The organism is Rhizobium sp. RAF36, assembly GCF_052114105.1.
Classification (GTDB): Bacteria; Pseudomonadota; Alphaproteobacteria; order Rhizobiales; family Rhizobiaceae; genus Rhizobium.
Map to the genome: position 1 here is coordinate 218,543 of NZ_JBFREC010000001.1, position 15,492 is coordinate 234,034.

A 15,492-nucleotide genomic window follows, 5' to 3' on the forward strand; every position below is an offset into this window, starting at 1 on the left:
GGAGACTGATACATGAGTGGCCATTCCAGCTACGAGCCATCAACCGGCTTGGAAAAATGGATCGATGCGCGCCTTCCGCTGCCGCGTATGATCTATGACAGCTTCGTCGCATACCCGGTTCCGCGTAACCTGAACTATGCCTATACCTTCGGTGCCATGCTTTCGGTCATGCTGATCGTTCAGATCCTGACCGGCATCGTGCTTGCCATGCACTACGCCGCCGACACGTCGATCGCCTTCAACTCGGTTGAAAAGATCATGCGTGACGTCAATCACGGCTGGCTGCTGCGCTACATGCACGCCAACGGCGCATCGTTCTTCTTCGTTGCAGTTTACCTGCATATCGCCCGTGGCCTCTATTACGGTTCGTACAAGGCGCCGCGCGAAATCCTCTGGATCCTCGGCGTCGTCATCTACCTTCTGATGATGGCAACCGGCTTCATGGGCTACGTTCTGCCCTGGGGTCAGATGTCCTTCTGGGGCGCGACCGTTATCACCGGTTTCTTCTCGGCCTTCCCGCTGGTCGGCGAATGGATCCAGCAGTTCCTGCTCGGCGGCTTTGCCGTTGATCAGCCGACGCTGAATCGCTTCTTCTCGCTGCACTACCTGCTGCCCTTCATGATCGCAGGCGTTGTTATCCTGCACATCTGGGCACTGCACGTGACCGGCCAGACGAACCCGACAGGCGTCGAAGTCAAGACGAAGACGGATACCGTCCGTTTCACGCCTTACGCGACCCTCAAGGATGCGCTCGGCGTTTCGATCTTCCTGCTGGTTTACGCCTATTTCGTCTTCTACCTGCCGAACTTCCTCGGCCACGCCGACAACTACATCCCGGCTGACCCGTTGAAGACGCCTGCTCACATCGTTCCGGAATGGTACTTCCTGCCGTTCTACGCGATGCTGCGCTCGATCACGTTCAATGTCGGCCCGATCGACTCGAAGCTCGGCGGCGTTCTGGTGATGTTCGGCGCGATCATCGTGCTGTTCTTCCTGCCCTGGCTCGATACCTCGAAGGTCCGTTCGGCCGTCTACCGTCCGTGGTACAAGCTGTTCTACTGGCTGTTCGTGATTAACGCGATCATCCTCGGCTGGCTTGGTTCCCAGCCGGCTGAAGGTCTCTTCACCACCATCTCGCAGATTTGCACGCTCCTCTACTTCGCCTTCTTCCTGGTGGCGATGCCGGTGCTGGGTCTTGTCGAGACACCGCTGCGCGTTCCTAACTCGATCACCGAAGCGGTGCTCGAGAAGAAGAACAAGTCTGCGGCCAAGGCATAACCGAGCGGCGGAAGGAATTAAAAACATGAAAAAGCTTGTTACAAGCATTCTGTCGCTCGCAATTGCAGCCACCTTCGCCGGTGCTGCTCTTGCCGAAGACGCGGCGCCCGCGGCTGGCGCAGCGCCTGCTCATCACGAGGAAGCGACGCCTCATTATCCCCTGAAGGAGCCGACCGAGGAAAAGTGGAGCTTCGCTGGTCCCTTCGGTCACTATGACAAGGGTCAGCTGCAGCGCGGTCTGAAGGTCTATACCGAAGTCTGTTCCGCCTGCCACTCGATGAACCTCGTCCCGTTCCGCATGCTGAGCAACCTCGGTTACTCGGATGCGCAGGTGAAGGCATTCGCGGCCAACTACGAAGTGCAGGACGGCCCTGACGCCAGCGGTGAGATGTTCACCCGCAAGGCTGTTCCGTCCGATCATTTCCCGTCGCCATATCCGAACCCGGAAGCGGCTGCGGCCTCCAACAATGGTGCTGCCCCGCCGGATATGTCGCTGCTCGCCAAGGCACGCGAAGTCGAGCGCGGTTTCCCGCAGTTCGTCTTCGATATCTTCACGCAGTACCAGGAAAGCGGCCCGGATTACATCCACTCGCTGCTGACGGGCTACCAGGATCCGCCGGCTGGCTTCCAGGTTCCGGCTGGTGCACACTATAACCCGTACTTCCACGCCGCCGCCGCTTTCGCCATGCCGAAGCCGCTCTCCGACGACCAGGTCACCTATGACGATGGTTCGCCGCAGACCGTGGATCAGTATTCGCGCGACGTTTCGGCCTTCCTGATGTGGGCTGCCGAGCCGCATCTCGAAGAGCGCAAGCGCACCGGTTTCATGGTGATGATCTTCCTGCTGATCTTCTCGGGCCTCATCTACCTGACGAAGCGCTCGGTCTATGCCAGCAAGGACCACTGAGCGGTTCTCGTTCGAATAAGCAAAAGGCGGCCTCCGGGCCGCCTTTTTTGTTGGTTCCGGGAATGGCAATTGATAGGGTGCAGCCTCTTTGTGCCCTCGCAGACAGACGGACTTTCCATGAACAACATTGCCTCGGAGCTTGCCGCCAGCATTCGCTCCATCGCCGATTATCCGAAGCCCGGCATCATCTTTCGCGACATCACCACGCTGCTCGGCAATCCGCGCGCCTTCCGCCGCGCCGTCGACGAGCTGGTGCAGCCCTATGCCGGTCTGAAGGTCGACAAGATCGCCGGCATGGAAGCGCGTGGATTCATTCTCGGCGGCGCCGTGGCGCACCAACTGTCCGCCGGTTTCGTGCCGATCCGCAAGAAGGGCAAGCTGCCGCATGAGACGGTGCGGATCGCCTACAGCCTTGAATATGGCGTCGATGAAATGGAGATGCACCGGGATGCGGTGCAGCCGGGCGAGAAGGTGATCCTCGTCGACGATCTGATCGCGACCGGGGGGACGGCGGTCGGCGCGACGAAGCTGTTGCGCCAGATCGGCGCCGAAGTCGTCGGCGCCTGCTTCGTCATCGACCTGCCGGATCTCGGCGGCCGCAAGAAGCTCGAAGAGCTCGGCGTCGACGTTCACACGCTGGTGGAGTTTGCCGGGCACTGACGCCCGGCTTGTCCTATTCGAATTCGAGGACGCTGCTTTCGAAGCGGATCACCGGGATGCCGTCCTGGTTGATGCCTTCGTTGAGGATCTTGTTCAGATGCCAGCCCGGGCGCGATGCCAGCGGGCGGCTGGACAGGAAGGTCACCGAATAGGTGACCGTCTCGTCGACGAAGACGGGCTTCAGCCATTGCAGCTTCTCGAAGCCGGGCGAGGGGCCGAGCTTGGGCGCCGCAAGACCCTCCTTCGCCAGCCGGACGCTCTGCGCCATCCAGTAATCCAGGAAGGTGCGCATCCATGCGGCGCAATTGTGCCAGCCGGAGGCGCAGAGATCGCCGAACAGCGTGTGCCTCGCGGCCTCGCGGTCGACATGGAAGCGCTGGGGATCGAAGCGGGTGGCGAAATGGACGATGCGTTCCTCGGTGAAGGTGTAGCTGCCGATCTCGACCTTCTGGCCGATGGCATATAGCTCGGTCATCCTCATCGGCGTGCCTCCGCCGCTTCGCGGGTGCTGAACATGATCCAGTTTTCCGAATAACAGACGAGCTCGCCGCGCTGGTTCTCGATCTCGTGCTTGAAGCGGACGATGCCGATGCCGGGGCGCGAGCGCATCAGCCGGGATTCGAGCACGATCGAGCTGCCGGAGAGCGTGTCTCCCGCCAGAACCGGCTTCTTCCATTCCATGATGTCGATGCCCGGCGCGCCCTGCGAATGGGAGTTCAAGAGATAGCCCTCAGCCATCATCCGCATGAACAAGGCCGAGGTGTGCCAACCGGAAGCGGCCAGGCCGCCGAGGATGCTCGCCTTGCCGCCGGCTTCGGAAGTATGCATCGGCTGCGGATCGAATTCGGTGGCGAATTCGATGATCTCTTCTGATGTGACAGGGATCGGGCCAAGCGGGAAGCTGCGGCCCGGCGCGAAATCTTCATAGCTCAGTTTCTGATTGTTCATTGCAGGCCTCGTCAATCCCTGCCTTCGCAGATGGCATGTGAGGTGTCGGGAGTGCAAGTCTTTTCAGACATGGAGACGGGACCGTCAGGCACGGGATCGCCACGCTTTTCGCCTATTGATTGCGAAATGATCCTGTGATCTTCATGGGCTGTATTCAACGATGCGGGATGTTCATGAGCAATCTGGAGACGGCGCTGCAGGGCGCAGCCGAAGACGGCATCATCACCGAAACCCAGGCGCAGACGTTGTTTTCCTATCTCGGCCAAAGACTTGCAGCGGCCGAGCCGACCGCGGGGGGAGAGCAACTGCTGGCGAAACGCCAAGGAGATGACGCCAACCCGCTGGAAGATAGCGAGGCGCCCAGGTTCGTTCGCGGGTTTCATGACATTCTGATCACGATCGGCATCATCGTTGCGCTTCTCGGCTTCGGCGGGGTGGGTTCCGTCTATGCAACCCTGCCTGCGATCATCATTTTTGCCGAAATATTTGTTCGCCGCCAGAGGCTAGCGCTTCCAGCCGTCGCGCTTACCGTCGCGACGGTGCTCTGGATAGGAGCTTCAGTCATGCTATTGACCACGGACCCCTCTCTCGGACTGGAGCAGAGATACATCCACCCGTACCCGTCTTTGGGCGCGTTCCTGTTGCTCGTGCCTTTTCCACCGCTACTGGCGCTGTTTCATTGGCGCTATCGTGTACCAATAGCCCTCGCGGCGCTTTTGATTTCGCTCTTCCTCGTGTTCCTCGCAGGCGTTTTGGCTTTCATGGCGCCTGCGGCCGGGTGGCACGATGCAACAGGCTCCATACGATATCAGACCGTCAGCATCTTCTTCGTCTGCGTGATTTTCATGTTCGCCGTTGCCATGTCGTTCGATCTCAGGGATCGCGAGCGGGTGACGCGCAGTTCTGACGTTGCTTTCTGGATGCATCTCGCGACTGCGCCGGCGCTTCTCTATGGAACGGTGTTGTTGTGCTTCCTGCTGCTCGGCGTGACCACGAATGATGTCGACAACTACACCGGACCGGCTGTCGTGGTTGCTATCGTCCTTGTCATGATGGCGGTTGGGCTGATCATCGACCGCCGTGCGTTCGTCACGTCCGGCCTGCTTTCATTGGGTGTCGCGCTCAGCGCAATTCTGCAGCACAGCAATATGCGGATGGACGGCTTGCTGTCCGCAGAGCTCGTCACTATCGGAATTTTCGTGCTGCTGATCGGTATGAGCTGGCTGCCATTGCGCCGTGCCATCGTCGGTAGGCTGCCGCTCGGCCTGCAGGCAAAATTGCCGGCGTTGCGATAACGCCGGCATGAGCTGCCCGCCAGGGCGGCAGCGCTTTTTGATCAGGTGTTGAAGCGGAAGTGGATGACGTCGCCGTCGGCGACGACGTATTCCTTGCCTTCGTCGCGGCCCTTGCCAGCTTCCTTGGCGCCGACTTCACCTTTGAAGTTGATGTAGTCGTCGTAACCGATGGTGAAGGCGCGGATGAATCCGCGCTCGAAATCGGTGTGGATCACGCCGGCGGCGGCAGGCGCCTTGGTGCCGCGCACGATCGTCCAGGCGCGCGTTTCCTTCGGGCCGACGGTGAAATAGGTGATCAGGTCGAGCAGGTGGTAGCCGGCGCGGATGAGGCGGTCGAGACCGGCTTCTTCCAGGCCGAGCGCGGAGAGGAATTCCTTCGATTCCTCTTCCGGCAGCTGTGCGACTTCGGATTCAATCGCCGCAGAGATGACGACGCATTCCGCACCCTGCTGCTTTGCCATTTCGGCGACGGCATTGGTGTGCTCGTTTCCGGTGGAGGCGTCTGCCTCGGCGACGTTGCAGACGTAGAGGACCGGATGCGAGGTGAGGAGGTTGAGGCCCTTGAGGATCTCGATCTCTTCCGGTGCCAGCGTCTTCAGGAGAAGACGGGCCGGCTTGCCTTCGTTCAGCAGCTTGATGACGGCTTCCATGACCGGCAGCTGGGCCAGCGAATCCTTGTCCTTGCTGGCGGCGCGCTTGCGGGTCTGCTCGACGCGGCGCTCCAGGCTCTCGAGGTCGGCGAGCATCAGCTCGGTCTCGATCGTGTCGGCATCGCCGACCGGATTGATGCGGCCCTCGACATGGGTGATGTCGTCGTCTTCGAAGCAGCGCAGCACGTGGACCACGGCATCGACTTCGCGGATGTTGGCCAAGAACTTGTTTCCGAGGCCTTCACCCTTCGACGCACCGCGCACCAGGCCGGCGATATCGACGAAGGAGATGCGCGTCGGAATGATTTCCTTTGAGCCGGCAATCGCTGCCAGCTTCTGCATGCGCGCGTCGGGAACGGCGACTTCGCCGGTGTTCGGCTCAATCGTGCAGAACGGATAGTTTGCCGCCTGCGCCGCTGCCGTCTTGGTGAGCGCGTTGAAAAGGGTCGACTTGCCGACATTCGGCAGACCGACGATACCGCATTTGAAGCCCATGGCTGAATGTCCGTATTCGCTAAAATCGTTGCCTTGCCTATGGGGGAATGGCGCCCCGCGGTCAAGACTTGCAATGATCCGCGAGGCATCAACCTTGCCGGTAAGGCAGATTTGCCTTACTTTAAAAGAGAAGGAGAAGTCGATGGTTCGCTTGAAAGTGACCGCCAAGGGACAGATCACGCTGAAGAAGGAGGTGCTCGATCACCTGGGCATCAGCCCGGGCGATGAGATCGACGTCAATCTTCAACCGCAGCGTCAGGCAACACTCCATGCGATTTCAGGCAAGCTGCCGATCGAATCCCTATTTGGGATGATCAAGAACGAGGCAGGCGTGCATCTTACCATTGACGAAATCAACGAAGCGATTGCTGACGGGTGGGCCAACAGGCGATGACGGTTGTCATCGACACGAACGTGCTGTTGCGCTTGGTGATCGAAGATGACACCGGAGAGACGGAGCAAGCGCAGGATGCCTTGGCCAGCGCCAGCCGGGTTGTTGTACCTGTTGTCGCAATCTGCGAAGCAATATGGGTTCTGCGAAGCCGCTATAAGGTCGGAAGAGAGCCGTTGCAGGCGTTTGTGAGGCGTCTTCTTGAAACGGATAAGCTTCTTATGGACCGGGTTGCCGTCGAGGCGGGATTAAACATGATGGAGCGGGGCGGCGATTTTGCCTATGGTCTCATCGCCCTCGACGGCAGGCGTCTCGGTGGCGAGACTTTCGTCAGCTTCGACAAGAAGGCTGTGGCACTTCTCACTGCTTCGGGCTTGAACTGCAGACTTCTACGGCCACATAAATGATTGCGCATAGCTGATCGCGATCAGGCGCATCTTTCCCATGTGATAATGGCAGACTTCCGATGAGTGACAATGATGTTGTCCTGACACCGAAAACTAAGACGAAGCTGAAGCTCGACAAGCCGAAGCTCTACAAGGTCATTCTGTTCAACGACGATTATACGCCGCGCGAATTCGTGACCATGGTGCTGAAGGCCGTGTTCCGGATGAGTGAGGAGGCGGGCTATCGCGTCATGCTGACGGCGCACAAGCTCGGGTCGAGCGTCGTGGTCGTCTGCACCAAGGACATCGCCGAGACCAAGGTCAAGGAGGCGATGGACTATGCCAAGGAAGCGGGATTCCCGCTAATGCTGACGGCCGAGCCCGAGGAATAGCTTGGCGATCTCTTAACCAGCCTCCTTAATCGAATGTCCGAGGTTTTCCGGTAGCATGGCGGAAACGGCGGAGGCTCGAGATGCCTGCGGAAGCGGCGACCTGGCATTATTTCGTGGCGGCGGCGATCTTTGCGCTGCTCGGCGCGATCGGCCATGTCTGCAGGGCGGTGTTCAACGTATTGCCGGACCGTATCACCGACCGGCCATTGCTCGATCTCCCCCTCTCCAGCGGCTACAATCTTCCCGACCTGCTGTTCGGCACCGAATATGACGACAACGGCTATTACCGGCTAGACAGTCTCAAGAACTTCCGCATCTCGGTGATGCTCAGCACAGCTGGCGGATTGCTTGTCATGCTGTTTTCGCCGGGTGCCTCCGGTGCTGTCGCCTGGATGATCGACAGCGGGCTTTCGGCGCTGTGGAACCTCTTTCTCTACCGGCTGCACGAGACCGGGCTGTTCTGAGGTCAGCGCCCTGCCGGGCGCCGCATCTGGTAGCCGGTCTTGTCCTGCGCGAAGCCGCAGCCCTCGTAGAAGCGCAATGTGGCCGGATCCTTCGAGCCCGTCAAAAGCATCACCTTGTAGCATCCGGCGACCCAGGCTGCGTCGATCGCATGGGCGATCAGTGCCGCGCCAAAGCCCTGCTTGCGATGGTCAGCACTGGTGACGACATTCTCGATCAGCGCGTAGGATGCGCCTGCGCGGGTGAGATTGGGGACGACGACCAGCGTCACGGTGGCGGCGGCCACCTTTCCGGCAAAGCCGATGAAGATGCGCATGCCCGGCTGTGCCAGGATCGCGGTCATGCGCTCGATAGCAACGGCTGCCTCGATCGGCGGATCGGCTGGATTGAGCTGAGCATAGAGCCCAAGCAGGGCAGGGAGATCGCTGGCCTCGGCTACGCGGATCGCGAGCGGTGTGCTCATCCGGTCAGTCGCCCTTGTTGCCGAGCAGCTTCTTCAGCATCTCCGCCATCGGGCCGCTGGCCGGCAGGATCTTAGGCTGGTTGTGGTTGCGGGCCTGATGGATATGGGATTTGGCCACCGGCTTCTTCTCCGCCTTCGGCTTTTCTTCGTCGGCCTTGCCGCCGGTGGCAAGCGCCAGCTTGTTCATCAGCTGCGAATCCTCGTTACGAACCAGCATGCCGGCATTGTCGGCCAGCGCGTCCAGCAGCGGCTCCAGCCAGCTTTGGTCTACCTTGGCGAAATCGCCGAGGACGTGATGCTGAACCATTTCCTTGACGCCGGGGTGGCCGATGCCGAGGCGCAGGCGGCGGTATTCGCGGCCGCAATGGGCGTCGAGCGACTTGATGCCGTTGTGCCCGCCATGGCCGCCGCCGGTCTTCAGCCGCGCCTTGCCGGGCGCCAGATCCAGCTCGTCATAGATGGCGACGAGATCGGACGGCTGCAGCTTGTAGAAACGCATGGCTTCGCCGACGGATTCGCCCGACAGGTTCATGTAGGTCTGCGGCTTGATCAGCAGCACCTTTTCGCCGTCGAGTTCGCCTTCCGATATCTCGGCCTTGAACTTCTTCGACCAGGGCGAAAAGCGGTGGCGGCGGTGAATGGCGTCGATGGCCATGAAACCGATATTGTGGCGGTTGCCGGCATATTTGCTGCCGGGATTGCCGAGACCCGCGATGATCAGCATGGGCCAATCCATTCCTTGAAAATCCGATGCCCGTTTCACCACCGCGAAACGGGCGTGAAGTCAAGCGCTAAGGCTGGAGCAGCCTGTCATTGCAGCAGGTTGAGGCCGTATTTCAGAAAGATCTGCTTTTGCGTGCCATCGGCAATCAGCTTGTCGAGCGAGGCCTGCATCTTGCGCAGCAGATCGTCCGGAAAGTCCTTCTGGCAGGCAATGCCCATCGGCTGGCTGGAGAGCACCGTCACCATCTCCAGCGGTTGATCCTGCTTCAGCTTGTCGAAATAGAGCTCCGAGATCGGCATCATATCGATGCGGCCGCCCAGCAGCTTGCGCATCGTGGCGTTGAAATCGCTGGCGACATCGAGCTTGGGGAAGCCTTTTTCCTTCAGCGTCGTCTCGGTGTAGTCCTCGCGCCAGGTGCCGACCAGGTACTTCTTGGCTTCTTCCAGATTGTCGGCGGTGACAGCGGAGTCCTTGGCCTTGATCAGGATGTTGCGGTCGATGAGCAGCGGCTCCACCCATTTGAACAGGGGATCGCGAAGACCGTTATGGGCTGTGGCGAAGACGCAGGTCATCGGCGTGCTTTGCGCCAGCGTATAGGCGCGGGCCCAAGGCATCATCTCGATCGTATAATCGACGCCGATATCGGCCATCACCTTCTCGACCTGCTCGACGGTGGCGCCCTTGATGACCTTGCCGTCGCGGTAGTTGAAGGGTGCGTAGTCTTCAGTCGTGAAGGACACCGTTTGCGCGGAGGCTGCGGCAGGCAGGATGAGGAAGGCGAGAAGCAGCAGCTTTTTCATCGCATAACTCCTGATGTTCGTTGGTCTATGACGCACGCGCCACGAAGGGGATGACGCCGCTCAGCTTCTCGATCAGCTGCGCTGCGGTCTGCGGCCGGTGGAAGAGATAGCCCTGTCCATAATCCAGCCCCATCTGCTGCAGCGTCCGGCATTCCTCTTCGGTCTCGATGCCCTCGGCAATCACGGTGCAGTTCATCTTGTGCGACAGCGTGGTGATCGCCTCGATCAGCATCCGGCTCTTCATGCCGACATCGTCGTTGCCTTCGTTGATGGCGCGGGTAAAGGACTGATCGATCTTGATGATATCAACCGGGAAACGGTTGAGATAGCTCAGAGACGAGTAGCCGGTGCCGAAATCATCCAGCGCGATGCGGCAGCCGAAGCGGCGCAGCTCGGTGACGATCATGCGGATCTGCGGGTTGTCGTGCATCAGCACGGCCTCGGTGATCTCGACGACGATGCGTTCGGGACGTATGCCATGGCGGCCGAGCAGACCGGCCAGACGCGAGGGCAGGGCGGGCTCGAACTGCAGCGGCGAGAAATTGATCGCCAGATAGGTGTCCTGCATGCCGGTGATCCGGGAGATGCGGGAGAGGTTGGAGATCGCCTTCTCCATGATGACGTTGCCGATGCGGACGATCTTGGCGGTCTCTTCAGCGACGTTGATGATCTCGGCCGGTGGCATCAGGCCCTTTTGCGGGTGGTTGAGGCGCATCAGCGCTTCGAAGCCTGCGATGTTGCCGTGGGTCAGGCCGACGATTGGCTGCAGGTAGGCTTCGAACCAGTCCTCGGCGAGGCCTGCCTCGATGCAGCTTTCGATCTCGGCGCGGCTGCGTGCGGTATCGAGCATCGCGTTGTCGAACAGGCGGGCGCCGTTCTTGCCGTCGCGCTTCTTGGCATACATCGCCATGTCGGATTTCTGCAGCAGTTCTGCTGCATTGGCCGCATGGCGCGGATAGATGGCGACGCCGACGGAGGCGCTCAGATGCAGTTCGGGGCCGAAAGGCGTGTCGAAGATCGTGGCGATCTGATCGCACATGGCCCGCGCTCGCTTCTCGGCATCGGCGGCGGGCAGCAGGATGGCGAATTCGTCGCCGCCAAGGCGGGCGGCTTCGTCGGATGGGGCGAGATGGGTCTTGAAGCGGGCAACGAGCTCACGCAGCGCCCGGTCGCCTTCGGCATGGCCCATATTGTCGTTGATCCACTTGAAGCGGTCGAGATCGACGAACAGGCACGCAAGCTCCTGGCCCGCTGCGTCCGCTTCGGCGATTTTGCGGTCGAGCACGGCTTCGAAGCCCTGGCGGTTCAAGAGGCCGGTCAGGTGATCGGTGATTGCCTGGCGGTGGTTGCGGTCTTCGGAGGCCTTGAGCTCGGTCACGTCGGTCATGACCGACAGCGACAGCTTGTCGGTGCCGCCGGTCGCGGCGTTGGATTCCAGGATCAGTACGTCGATGACGCGGCCATCGGCGCATCTGAACTTGACCGTGACGTCGAGTGCGCCCTCCTCGGCAGTGTTCCTGCGCGACAGGAAGATGTCGCGGGTATCCGGCATGACGAGATCGGCGAACTTGCGGCCGACGGCGTCGGTGCGGCTGTAGCCGGTGGCGACCAGCCAGTAATCGCTGACGGCTGTGATGCGGTCGTCTTCGTCGAGCGAGAAGAGCATGGCGGGCGTCAGGTCGTAGATGTCTGTGGCGCGGCGATGGGCGAGCTTCAGCTCCTTTTCCTCGCGCTCCAGCTTGGTCTGCATGTCGTTGAAGCTGCTGGCAAGGCGGCCCATCTCGTCACCGGACTGCCAGTCGACGTGATGGCGCGACCCAAGCTGGCTGGTGGCTTCGATGGCGGCGATCAGGCGCATCAGCGGGTGGATGACGAAGATGCGGTTGCCAATCAGCGCGCTGCCGAAAACGGCGAGAACGGCGAAGATGAAGATCGAGATGAAGACCACTTCCTCATGCTTGAGGCCGGAGAAGAGGCCGAGCTTCGGATAGTAGACGGAGATGCTGCCGAGGTTCTTCGGACCGTCGACATTGTTGTAGATAATGGCACGCGAGACCTGCTCCAGCTCGCCGCTGAACGACTTTGGAATGGTGCTCTGGGTGATATCAAGCTGGCCGGACTGGTCGCGGACCTCGACTTTGACGATGGCACCCTGGGAAACGATCGTCGCGGAAATCTGCGTGACGCTGTCTTCGTCGAGATCCCAGAGCGGCTTGGCGAGCGCCTGGGAGTTGGCAACCAGAAGCACGGAGATGTGGTCGCGGATTTCCTTGTCGGCGCGTTCTGAAGAGAGGAAGAGAAAAAGCACAAAAAGCGGCGCGACAAAAACAAGTAGCGCACCGCAGACAATCGCAAAAAATCTATTTTCAACGGAATTATTCATTGTTCCGTTTTCTCCCCGGCCGCTTCTTCTTCGGCCGCCTTCTAATATACGGCGATATGGCAATAACTTTGGGGAGAATGCTTCCATGAATGTGTTAAAGCTTGCTGAAACGGTTGTAGCCAGCAAATGAAAAGGCCCGCTTTCCGGGAAGGAAGCGGGCCTTATGCTTTACAAATTGATAGGAAGCTTATCAGGCTTCAGCGCCGCCTTCGGCTTCAGACGTGTCTTCTTCGACGCCAGCTGCCGGAGCAACGATGGTGGCGATCGTGAAGTCACGGTCGATAACCGTGGTGACACCCTTCGGAAGGGTCACTTCCGAGATGTGGATGCTGTCGCCGATCTTCTTGCCGCTCAGGTCGACATTGAAGAATTCCGGGATGGCATTGGCCGGGCAGTGAACTTCAACTTCGTGACGAACGATGTTGAGAACGCCACCGATCTTGAGACCCTGCGACTTCTCTTCGTTGATGAAGTGAACCGGGATCTCAACGGTAACCTGCGTGTTGCCGGAAACGCGGAGGAAATCCACGTGCATCGTGAAGTCACGAACCGGGTCGAGCTGGTAGTCCTTCGGGAGAACCTGGTACTTCTTGCCGCCGAGGTCGATCGTGGCAACGGTGGTCATGAAACCGCCGGCATGGATACGCTTCGTCACCTCGTTGGTGTTGAGCGTAATGGAAATCGGGGCCTGCTTGTCACCATAGATGACAGCGGGAATCAAACCGTTGCGGCGAAGTTCACGGGCGGACCCCTTACCAACCCGTTCGCGCGCCTCGGCCTTGAGCTCGTAAGTTTCGTGGCTCATGGCTATTCCTTTCGAGGTTATATGGAGAGTCGAAGTCCGGCATATGCCGTCCTTTGACTGGAAGCACCTTTTTGGGAAGCTTCATCCGCATTGCCTCCAAGGGTGTCTGTGCGGACGCGTGCGCTATAGTATAAGTCCGGCTGAAACGCAAGCTCGGCAGGGCCGGGCGCGCCCTTTGCTCCTGTGGTTGTGGCTTTCTTTTGCGTGGTTGTAAAATCTGACGCTTATTTAACCAATGAATCGCAATTAAAACGCCAATTAATGAATCCTACTATGCGAATACATATAGGTGATCACGGTTTCAATCGCGGTCTCAATCATGTTGCGTATCATCTCCTGCATCACAGTCGAACACAGCCTGTCGCATCTCCTTTTCGCGACCGTGATCTGCGTTCTGGGCTCACTGCTGACGATGCGGCTTTTCACCCGGGTACGGCGCACAGAGGGCCTGCAGAAATTCAACTGGCTGTTTCTCTCCGGCTTCGTCGGCGGATCGACGATCTGGACGACGCATTTCATCGCCATGCTCGGCTACCAGTCGCCGGCGATGAACGGCTATGAGCCCGAACTCACCCTGATGTCGCTGTTCATCGGCATCGCTGCCAGCATCATTGGTTTCACCGTTGCCGCCAGCACGCCGAAGACCATGCTGGTCGAAGCGGGCGGGGCGATCGTCGGCCTTGGTATTGCCTGCATGCATTATGTCGGGATCGCCGGATACAAGGTTGCAGGCCACATGGTCTGGAGCCAGTCCTATGTCCTGACCTCGCTGGTGCTGGCCGCTGCCTTCGGCGCCGTCGCTACCAATCGCGTTGCGCGTCCGGTCACCCGCTTCTGCAAGCACGGCTCCGGCCTGGCGCTGATCCTTGCGATCGTGCTGACGCATTTTACCGGCATGGCTGGCCTGACGATCGTTCCCGACAGCGCCATTCCGGTTGCGGGAGAGCTGATCTCCGTCAACATCATGACTGGCCTTGTCGTCGCAGTCATGGTGGTTATCCTCGCGCTTGGTGCCTCGACCTATGTCATCGACATTCAGTCCAGCCAGGCGGCCGTCGAGCGCTATCGCCATCTGTCGCTGCACGATCCGCTGACCAATCTGCCCAACCGCGCCGCCTTCAACGAGCATCTCGCGGCGCTGACGAAACGGCCGAAGGACATGACGGCGAATATCGCTGTGCTCTCCTTCGATCTCGACCGCTTCAAGGAAATCAACGACGTCCACGGCCATGCGGCTGGCGACGCCGTGCTGCGGACGGTTGCCGAGCGGCTGATGCTGCTCAGCAACGACAGCCAGTTCATGGCCCGCGTCGGCGGCGACGAGTTCGTGGCCGTGATGCATAAGTATTTCATCCGCGCGGATGCCACCGCTCTGGCGCAACGGATCATCGACGAGATCGCCAAGCCAGTTTCCTGGGAAGAGCAGACGCTCTGCGTCGGCACCAGCGTTGGCATCTCGACCTTCCCGGGCCAGGCAACCACGATCGACGATCTGCTGTCGCAGGCCGACATTGCCATGTACCGGGCGAAATCGACCTCTAGCAACAGCATCTGCTTCTACGATGCCTCGATGGACCAGATCTCCCGCGAGCGGAACGCGCTTGCAATCGAGATGCGTGAAGGATTGCGGCGCCGGGAGTTCGAACTGTTCTACCAGCAGCAGAACGATACGGTGACGCGCGAGGTCGTTGGCTTCGAGGTCTTGCTGCGCTGGAAGCATCCGGTGCGCGGCTATATCGCGCCGATGGAATTCATTCCGATCGCCGAGCGCAACGGCTTCATTCTGGAACTCGGCGAATGGGTGATGCGAGCCGCCTGCGCGGAGGCTGCGACCTGGAAGAACCCGCTGCGCATCGCCGTCAACGTCGCCCCACAGCAGCTGAGCGATCCCCGCCTGCCGCAGATCGTCCACGAAATCCTGCTGCAGACCGGCCTCCCGGCTTCGCGCCTCGAAATCGAGATCACCGAATCCGGCATCATCGCCGACCACCAGCACGCGCTGCATGCGATCCGCAGGCTGAAGGCGCTGGGGATCAAAGTGGCCATGGACGACTATGGGACCGGCTACTCGTCGCTTTCGACACTGCAGAGCTTCCCCTTCGACAAGATCAAGATCGATCGCGCTTTCGTCGATGGCGTCGTCACCAACAAGCAGTCGGCGGCAATCGTCCGCTCGACGCTGATCCTGGCCGCAAGTCTCGACATCCCGGTTCTGGCCGAAGGCGTCGAGAATGAAGATCACATCGACTTCCTGCGCCGGGAAGGGTGCCTGCAGGTGCAGGGCTTCCTGTTCGGTAAGCCGGTGCCGCGGTCGGGCATCGAGGCGATCGTCGGCACCAACGCGCCCGCCAAGCCTCAACCTGAAGTGATGGCTGTGGATGAGATCAAGGCCGCGGCAGCCGCCTGAGAAGAAAATATCAACCCGCGGATGAGGCTGGCTTGACATCCGGCCT

Annotated in this window: 17 protein-coding genes; 9 read left to right on the forward strand and 8 right to left on the reverse strand. The window is 60.1% G+C overall.

Annotated features, from left to right (window positions below; translation table 11 throughout):
• The first annotated feature begins 12 nt into the window (after nucleotides 1-12).
• From AB4Z25_RS01115 to AB4Z25_RS01125, 3 genes are all read left to right on the forward strand, one after another.
• Nucleotides 13-1,278 (forward strand): cytochrome b, encoded by a 1,266-nt coding sequence (locus AB4Z25_RS01115; RefSeq protein ID WP_112386256.1) that lies wholly within the window; start codon nucleotides 13-15, stop codon nucleotides 1,276-1,278.
• Between the two features lie 25 nt (nucleotides 1,279-1,303).
• Nucleotides 1,304-2,185, forward strand: a complete 882-nt coding sequence (locus tag AB4Z25_RS01120; protein ID WP_112386257.1) for a cytochrome c1 — start codon at nucleotides 1,304-1,306, stop codon at nucleotides 2,183-2,185.
• A gap of 117 nt (nucleotides 2,186-2,302) precedes the next feature.
• Entirely contained in the window at nucleotides 2,303-2,845 is a 543-nt protein-coding gene (locus tag AB4Z25_RS01125; protein WP_112515742.1) for an adenine phosphoribosyltransferase, read from the forward strand.
• A gap of 13 nt (nucleotides 2,846-2,858) precedes the next feature.
• Here the strand turns inward: AB4Z25_RS01125 and AB4Z25_RS01130 are convergent, their stop codons facing one another.
• Together AB4Z25_RS01130 and AB4Z25_RS01135 are read right to left on the reverse strand one after the other, a co-directional pair.
• A complete protein-coding gene (locus AB4Z25_RS01130; protein WP_112537868.1) occupies nucleotides 2,859-3,326 on the reverse strand; it encodes a MaoC family dehydratase in 468 nt (155 codons plus the stop codon).
• Entirely contained in the window at nucleotides 3,323-3,793 is a 471-nt protein-coding gene (locus AB4Z25_RS01135) for a MaoC family dehydratase (RefSeq protein WP_112537867.1), read from the reverse strand. Before AB4Z25_RS01135 ends, AB4Z25_RS01130 begins: the two co-directional genes overlap by 4 nt.
• A 173-nt stretch (nucleotides 3,794-3,966) precedes the next feature.
• On the opposite strand from AB4Z25_RS01135, the gene AB4Z25_RS01140 reads away from it, so the two are divergent.
• Nucleotides 3,967-5,088 (forward strand): hypothetical protein, encoded by a 1,122-nt coding sequence (locus AB4Z25_RS01140; RefSeq protein WP_442207810.1) that lies wholly within the window; start codon nucleotides 3,967-3,969, stop codon nucleotides 5,086-5,088.
• Nucleotides 5,089-5,129: 41 nt separating this feature from the next.
• Here AB4Z25_RS01140 and ychF read toward each other — a convergent pair whose 3' ends face one another.
• The gene (gene ychF, locus AB4Z25_RS01145; RefSeq protein ID WP_112537865.1) at nucleotides 5,130-6,233 is read right to left on the reverse strand and encodes a redox-regulated ATPase YchF; all 1,104 of its coding nucleotides are present in this window, start codon (nucleotides 6,231-6,233) and stop codon (nucleotides 5,130-5,132) included.
• Between the two features lie 73 nt (nucleotides 6,234-6,306).
• On the opposite strand from ychF, the gene AB4Z25_RS01150 reads away from it, so the two are divergent.
• From AB4Z25_RS01150 to AB4Z25_RS01165, 4 genes are all read left to right on the forward strand, one after another.
• Complete coding sequence (locus tag AB4Z25_RS01150; protein ID WP_442207811.1) at nucleotides 6,307-6,627, forward strand: AbrB/MazE/SpoVT family DNA-binding domain-containing protein; 321 nt, start codon at nucleotides 6,307-6,309, stop codon at nucleotides 6,625-6,627.
• Nucleotides 6,624-7,031, forward strand: a complete 408-nt coding sequence (locus tag AB4Z25_RS01155; protein ID WP_442207812.1) for a type II toxin-antitoxin system VapC family toxin — start codon at nucleotides 6,624-6,626, stop codon at nucleotides 7,029-7,031. The genes AB4Z25_RS01150 and AB4Z25_RS01155 overlap by 4 nt, the downstream gene beginning before the upstream one ends.
• A 59-nt stretch (nucleotides 7,032-7,090) precedes the next feature.
• The gene (gene clpS / locus AB4Z25_RS01160) at nucleotides 7,091-7,402 is read left to right on the forward strand and encodes an ATP-dependent Clp protease adapter ClpS (protein WP_112386265.1); all 312 of its coding nucleotides are present in this window, start codon (nucleotides 7,091-7,093) and stop codon (nucleotides 7,400-7,402) included.
• A gap of 80 nt (nucleotides 7,403-7,482) precedes the next feature.
• Nucleotides 7,483-7,866: a hypothetical protein gene (locus tag AB4Z25_RS01165; RefSeq protein WP_112537862.1), complete on the forward strand. Its 384-nt coding sequence runs from the start codon at nucleotides 7,483-7,485 to the stop codon at nucleotides 7,864-7,866.
• A gap of 2 nt (nucleotides 7,867-7,868) precedes the next feature.
• Here AB4Z25_RS01165 and AB4Z25_RS01170 read toward each other — a convergent pair whose 3' ends face one another.
• The 5 genes from AB4Z25_RS01170 to AB4Z25_RS01190 all read right to left on the reverse strand — a co-directional run bounded on the left by AB4Z25_RS01170 (nucleotide 7,869) and on the right by AB4Z25_RS01190 (nucleotide 13,039).
• Complete coding sequence (locus tag AB4Z25_RS01170; RefSeq protein WP_112537861.1) at nucleotides 7,869-8,327, reverse strand: GNAT family N-acetyltransferase; 459 nt, start codon at nucleotides 8,325-8,327, stop codon at nucleotides 7,869-7,871.
• 4 nt (nucleotides 8,328-8,331) lie between these two features.
• Complete coding sequence (pth, locus tag AB4Z25_RS01175) at nucleotides 8,332-9,051, reverse strand: aminoacyl-tRNA hydrolase (RefSeq protein ID WP_112538016.1); 720 nt, start codon at nucleotides 9,049-9,051, stop codon at nucleotides 8,332-8,334.
• Nucleotides 9,052-9,137: 86 nt separating this feature from the next.
• Nucleotides 9,138-9,851, reverse strand: coding sequence for a substrate-binding periplasmic protein (locus AB4Z25_RS01180; RefSeq protein ID WP_112386268.1), 714 nt, complete (start codon nucleotides 9,849-9,851; stop codon nucleotides 9,138-9,140).
• A gap of 25 nt (nucleotides 9,852-9,876) precedes the next feature.
• Nucleotides 9,877-12,234: an EAL domain-containing protein gene (locus AB4Z25_RS01185; RefSeq protein WP_112537860.1), complete on the reverse strand. Its 2,358-nt coding sequence runs from the start codon at nucleotides 12,232-12,234 to the stop codon at nucleotides 9,877-9,879.
• Nucleotides 12,235-12,424: 190 nt separating this feature from the next.
• Nucleotides 12,425-13,039 carry a 50S ribosomal protein L25/general stress protein Ctc gene (locus AB4Z25_RS01190; RefSeq protein ID WP_112386270.1) on the reverse strand — a complete coding sequence of 205 codons (615 nt, stop codon included), beginning with the start codon at nucleotides 13,037-13,039 and terminating at the stop codon, nucleotides 12,425-12,427.
• 319 nt (nucleotides 13,040-13,358) lie between these two features.
• Between AB4Z25_RS01190 and AB4Z25_RS01195 the strand changes: the two genes are divergently transcribed.
• Nucleotides 13,359-15,446 (forward strand): sensor domain-containing diguanylate cyclase, encoded by a 2,088-nt coding sequence (locus tag AB4Z25_RS01195; protein WP_112538015.1) that lies wholly within the window; start codon nucleotides 13,359-13,361, stop codon nucleotides 15,444-15,446.
• Nucleotides 15,447-15,492: the final 46 nt, after the last annotated feature.

Bases quoted from the DNA above. Each gene is read 5' to 3' on its own strand.
- AB4Z25_RS01115 (WP_112386256.1), top strand. From the start codon at position 13: ATGAGTGGCCATTCCAGCTACGAGCCATCAACCGGCTTGGAAAAATGG.
- AB4Z25_RS01120 (WP_112386257.1), top strand. From the start codon at position 1,304: ATGAAAAAGCTTGTTACAAGCATTCTGTCGCTCGCAATTGCAGCCACC.
- AB4Z25_RS01125 (WP_112515742.1), top strand. From the start codon at position 2,303: ATGAACAACATTGCCTCGGAGCTTGCCGCCAGCATTCGCTCCATCGCC.
- AB4Z25_RS01130 (WP_112537868.1), bottom strand. From the start codon at position 3,326: ATGAGGATGACCGAGCTATATGCCATCGGCCAGAAGGTCGAGATCGGC.
- AB4Z25_RS01135 (WP_112537867.1), bottom strand. From the start codon at position 3,793: ATGAACAATCAGAAACTGAGCTATGAAGATTTCGCGCCGGGCCGCAGC.
- AB4Z25_RS01140 (WP_442207810.1), top strand. From the start codon at position 3,967: ATGAGCAATCTGGAGACGGCGCTGCAGGGCGCAGCCGAAGACGGCATC.
- ychF (WP_112537865.1), bottom strand. From the start codon at position 6,233: ATGGGCTTCAAATGCGGTATCGTCGGTCTGCCGAATGTCGGCAAGTCG.
- AB4Z25_RS01150 (WP_442207811.1), top strand. From the start codon at position 6,307: ATGATCCGCGAGGCATCAACCTTGCCGGTAAGGCAGATTTGCCTTACT.
- AB4Z25_RS01155 (WP_442207812.1), top strand. From the start codon at position 6,624: ATGACGGTTGTCATCGACACGAACGTGCTGTTGCGCTTGGTGATCGAA.
- clpS (WP_112386265.1), top strand. From the start codon at position 7,091: ATGAGTGACAATGATGTTGTCCTGACACCGAAAACTAAGACGAAGCTG.
- AB4Z25_RS01165 (WP_112537862.1), top strand. From the start codon at position 7,483: ATGCCTGCGGAAGCGGCGACCTGGCATTATTTCGTGGCGGCGGCGATC.
- AB4Z25_RS01170 (WP_112537861.1), bottom strand. From the start codon at position 8,327: ATGAGCACACCGCTCGCGATCCGCGTAGCCGAGGCCAGCGATCTCCCT.
- pth (WP_112538016.1), bottom strand. From the start codon at position 9,051: ATGCTGATCATCGCGGGTCTCGGCAATCCCGGCAGCAAATATGCCGGC.
- AB4Z25_RS01180 (WP_112386268.1), bottom strand. From the start codon at position 9,851: ATGAAAAAGCTGCTGCTTCTCGCCTTCCTCATCCTGCCTGCCGCAGCC.
- AB4Z25_RS01185 (WP_112537860.1), bottom strand. From the start codon at position 12,234: ATGAATAATTCCGTTGAAAATAGATTTTTTGCGATTGTCTGCGGTGCG.
- AB4Z25_RS01190 (WP_112386270.1), bottom strand. From the start codon at position 13,039: ATGAGCCACGAAACTTACGAGCTCAAGGCCGAGGCGCGCGAACGGGTT.
- AB4Z25_RS01195 (WP_112538015.1), top strand. From the start codon at position 13,359: ATGTTGCGTATCATCTCCTGCATCACAGTCGAACACAGCCTGTCGCAT.